4 protein-coding genes are annotated in these 3,882 nt (G+C 72.4%); all 4 read right to left on the bottom strand.

Features of this window, described 5'->3' with window-relative positions; translation table 11 throughout:
• Positions 1–556 (bottom strand): DUF3291 domain-containing protein (locus tag AB0K37_RS40825; protein ID WP_363991248.1); only part of this gene is annotated, 556 nt, incomplete at its 3' end.
• A 32-nt stretch (positions 557–588) separates the two neighbouring features.
• Entirely contained in the window at positions 589–1,245 is a 657-nt protein-coding gene (locus AB0K37_RS40820; protein WP_363991245.1) for a helix-turn-helix domain-containing protein, read from the bottom strand.
• Positions 1,246–1,290: 45 nt separating this feature from the next.
• A complete protein-coding gene (locus tag AB0K37_RS40815) occupies positions 1,291–2,223 on the bottom strand; it encodes an FKBP-type peptidyl-prolyl cis-trans isomerase (protein ID WP_363991242.1) in 933 nt (310 codons plus the stop codon).
• Positions 2,224–2,357: 134 nt separating this feature from the next.
• Positions 2,358–3,716 (bottom strand): Pup--protein ligase, encoded by a 1,359-nt coding sequence (gene pafA, locus AB0K37_RS40810; RefSeq protein ID WP_089313247.1) that lies wholly within the window; start codon positions 3,714–3,716, stop codon positions 2,358–2,360.
• Positions 3,717–3,882 lie beyond the last annotated feature (166 nt).

The raw sequence follows: 3,882 nt of genomic DNA, 5'->3' as shown, positions 1-3,882 counted from the left end.
GAAGTTTTGGCGGCTGAGAAACCCACGCCGTGACGTTCCAAAACTCGCGTTTCCCGCCGGCCGGCTCGGCGCCGGCGCCCGCGGGTGCGGTGCCCGCGGCCTCCTCGGCGGTGTAGGACGAGGTGAACGTGAACGCCCGCGGCGAGGGGCCGCCGGCGCGGAGCAGCGCGAGGCGCTCCAGGGCCTCGCCGACGCTCGGGATGTGGCCCGCCGGCACCCACCACAGCACGAGATGCGCGTCCACGTGCCGCTGGAACCACTCGCGGCGGCGCCGCATCGTCTCCAGGTGGCCGCTGCGGTAGACGAAGTCCCACAGCGCCTCCGCCGACTCCCACACCGAGAAGTTGACGATGACGTCCTCGCCGGCGGGGCGCATCCCGGTGGCGTCGGCCTCGCCCTCCTCCACCAGCCGCCAGACGAACCCCGGCGTCCCGTCGGCGAGCGCGTTGACCGGCTCCACCAGGGCGACGAAGTCCGCCATGCGCGGGTCGCCGAGGGGGAAGCGGAGCGTGGCGATGTTGAACTGCGCGAGGTGGTACCGGGTCCGTGTGCTCATGGGCTCACCCCACCACGCCCGCCGCTTCTATGTCAATGCTCGTTGTTTTTAGAAGGGGCGGCCGCGACGCAGCACCAGCCGGGCCGCGGATCCATCCGGACCCGGACCAGCGAGCCCTCCACCAGCCCTTCGAGCAGCGCCAGGTTCATCCCGCAGACGAGCGGCGGGAACTGCTCGGCGACCGCGTGGAAAGGGCAGTTGCGCATACGCAGGACGGCGCCGTCGTCGTCCATGACCGGCTCGTAGCCGCGGTCGGCCAGCACGGCCGCCAGGTCGTCCAGGCCGCCGAAGGAAGCGCCCCGGCCCCGCAGCGCCCTGCCCTTGCGACGGGCCGCGTCCTGCAGCTCCATGTCGAGGCCGGCCGTCTCCGCCGCCTCGGCCAGCAGCCCCGCCGCCGTCCGGTAGTCGCGGGCGGGCAGCGACACGTCCCGCTCCGCCGCCGAGCGCCGGTACACCTTCGCCGGGCGCCCCGCCCCGGGCCCCGACCGCCCCGTCAGCCGCCTGCTGCCGGCCTCCAGGAGCCCGGCGTCGACCAGCTTGTCCAGGTGGAACGCCGCCAGGGTCCGCGCGACGCCCGCCGCCTCGGCGGCCTCGCCGCGCCCCACCTCCCGGCCCTGCGCCGCGACGAACTCGTACAGCCTCCGCCGCACCGGATCCTGCAGCAGCGCGATCGCGTCGATGTCCTCCATGCCGCCATTCTAAGAACGACGGGCACTCGACTTAGAGGCCTCGGCTCAGTGCGCGCCCAGCAGGTCCACGACGAACACCAGCGTGTCGTCGCCCCTGATGCCGAACTGCGCCAGCCCCTTCGCCCCGTACCCGAGGGCCGGCGGCACCACCAGCAGCACCCGGCTGCCCACCCGCTGGCCCACCAGGCCCTGGTCCCAGCCCTTCATCACCTGGCCGGTCCCGATCATCGCCCCGAACGGATGGCCCTCCGACCAGGAGGAGTTGAACACCTTCCCGTCGCGCCAGAAGTAGCCGCCGTACTGCAGCGCCACCAGCTGGCCCTTGCGCACGGCCGGGCCGTCCCCCTTGACCAGGGTCCGGACCTGGAGGCCCTTCGGCGGGGCCGAGCGCGGCATCGTCACCGCCGGCGCCTGCCCCGCCGCCGCGTCCGCCACCTTCGGCAGCCCCGGCTCGTTCAGCGGCGCCTGCCGCGCGCCGTGCGGGCCCGCCGTCCGCGGGTACACCGCCCGGACGTCCAGGACGTACACCAGCGTGTCGTCGCCGCCCACCTGGTGCTTGGGGTCGCCCTCGTCGCCGAAGCCGTCCTTCGGCGGGATGCGGGTCACCACCCGCGATCCCGGCCGCACCCCGTCGAACGCCTTCGTCAGGCCCGGCACCAGCCGGCCGGTCGGGAACGCGCCCGGCTCGCCCTTGGAGTAGCTGCTGGCCAGCAGCTTGCGCCCGCCCTTGTTCCACCGGTAGCCGACGTAGTCGGCCACGACGAGGTCGCCCTTCCGCGCCGCCGTGCCCTTGCCCTTCTTGACGGTCTTCACCGCGAAGGAGTCACCGGGGGCCTCCTTGGGGAACTTCACCTGCGGCAGCTTCCCGAAGTCCCCGCTAACCTCGACGTCCACGCCGCCGCCCGAGCAGGCGGCGGACAGCGCGAGCGGCAGGGCGAGCACGACGGCCGCGGGGAGGAGCCGAACACGACGGCGCATACGGGGTCCTTCGGGGGGTGGTGAGCGCTACTGCGCGCTCACCCTACCGCCCTGGTGACCTGCTGGTAACCTGCCGTGCGCGTGTCGCCCCGGGCGGCCCGGGACGCGCGCCCCGGACCGCCGCGCCCCCGTGCCTACATGCCGGCGATGAGCTTGTCGACGCGCTCGTCCACGGAGCGGAACGGGTCCTTGCACAGCACCGTCCGCTGCGCCTGGTCGTTCAGCTTCAGATGGACCCAGTCCACCGTGAAGTCGCGCCGCTTCTCCTGCGCCTTGCGGATGAACTCGCCCCGCAGCCGCGCCCGCGTCGTCTGCGGCGGCACCGACTTCGCCTCGAAGATGTCGAGGTCGCGCGACACCCGGTCGACCGAGCCCCGCTTCTCCAGCAGGTAGTACAGCCCGCGGTCGCGGTGGACGTCGTGGTAGGTGAGGTCGAGCTGGGCCACGCGCGGCGACGACAGCGGCAGGTCGTACTTGCGCCGGTACCGCTCGATCAGCTTGTACTTGATCACCCAGTCGATCTCGCGCGAGACCAGGTCCAGGTCGCCGGTCTCGACCGCGCGCAGGGTCCGCTCCCACAGCTCGAGCACGCGCTTGGCCGTCGCGTCGCCGCCCCGCGCGTCCACGAAGTCGCGCGCCTTGCCGTAGTACTCCTTCTGGATCTCCAGCGAGCTGGCCTCGCGGCCGTTGGCCAGCCGCACCTTCCGGCGGCCCGTCATGTCGTGGCTGACCTCGCGGATCGCCCGGATCGGGTTCTCCAGGGTGAGGTCGCGCATCACCACCCCGGCCTCGATCATCCGCAGCACCAGGTCGGTGGCCCCGACCTTGAGCAGCATCGTCGTCTCGCTCATGTTGGAGTCGCCGACGATCACGTGCAGGCGCCGGAACCGCTCGGCGTCCGCGTGCGGCTCGTCGCGGGTGTTGATGATCGGACGGGATCGCGTCGTCGCCGAGGACACGCCCTCCCAGATGTGCTCCGCCCGCTGCGACACGCAGTACACCGCGCCGCGGGGGGTCTGCAGGACCTTTCCGGCGCCGCAGATGATCTGCCGCGTCACCAGGTACGGGATCAGCACGTCCGCGAGCCGGCCGAACTCGCCGTGCCGCCCCACCAGGTAGTTCTCGTGGCAGCCGTAGGAGTTGCCGGCCGAGTCGGTGTTGTTCTTGAACAGGTAGATGTCGCCGGCGATGCCCTCCTCGCGGAGGCGCCGCTCGGCGTCGACCAGAAGACCCTCCAGGATCCGCTCGCCCGCCTTGTCATGCGTCACCAGGTCGACGACGCTGTCGCACTCCGGCGTCGCGTACTCCGGATGGCTCCCCACGTCCAGGTAGAGCCGGGCCCCGTTGCGAAGGAACACGTTGCTGCTGCGGCCCCACGACACGACCCTGCGGAACAGATAGCGCGCCACCTCGTCCGGTGACAACCGCCGCTGCCCGCGGAAGGTGCAGGTGACGCCGTACTCGTTCTCAAGCCCGAAGATGCGCCTGTCCACACCAAGACCCTATGCGGCGCGGCCGTCACTTGGCAGTCTCTCGACCCACCGTTTCCGGCGAACGCGGCCGCCGCGCCCGAAGGCGTCCAAGGCGCCCGGCACGCCGCGGGCCCGCCGCGTGCCGGGACGGTGGGTCATCGTCCCAGCACGCGGCGGGCCCGTCTGG

Source organism: Actinomadura sp. NPDC049753, assembly GCF_040674655.1.
Classification (GTDB): domain Bacteria; phylum Actinomycetota; class Actinomycetes; order Streptosporangiales; family Streptosporangiaceae; genus Spirillospora; species Spirillospora verrucosospora.
This window is presented reverse-complemented; position numbering and strand designations above follow the sequence as displayed.

Excerpts from the sequence above, each read along its gene's own strand:
- AB0K37_RS40820 (WP_363991245.1), bottom strand. The coding sequence starts at position 1,245 with ATGGAGGACATCGACGCGATCGCGCTGCTGCAGGATCCGGTGCGGCGG.
- AB0K37_RS40815 (WP_363991242.1), bottom strand. The coding sequence starts at position 2,223 with ATGCGCCGTCGTGTTCGGCTCCTCCCCGCGGCCGTCGTGCTCGCCCTG.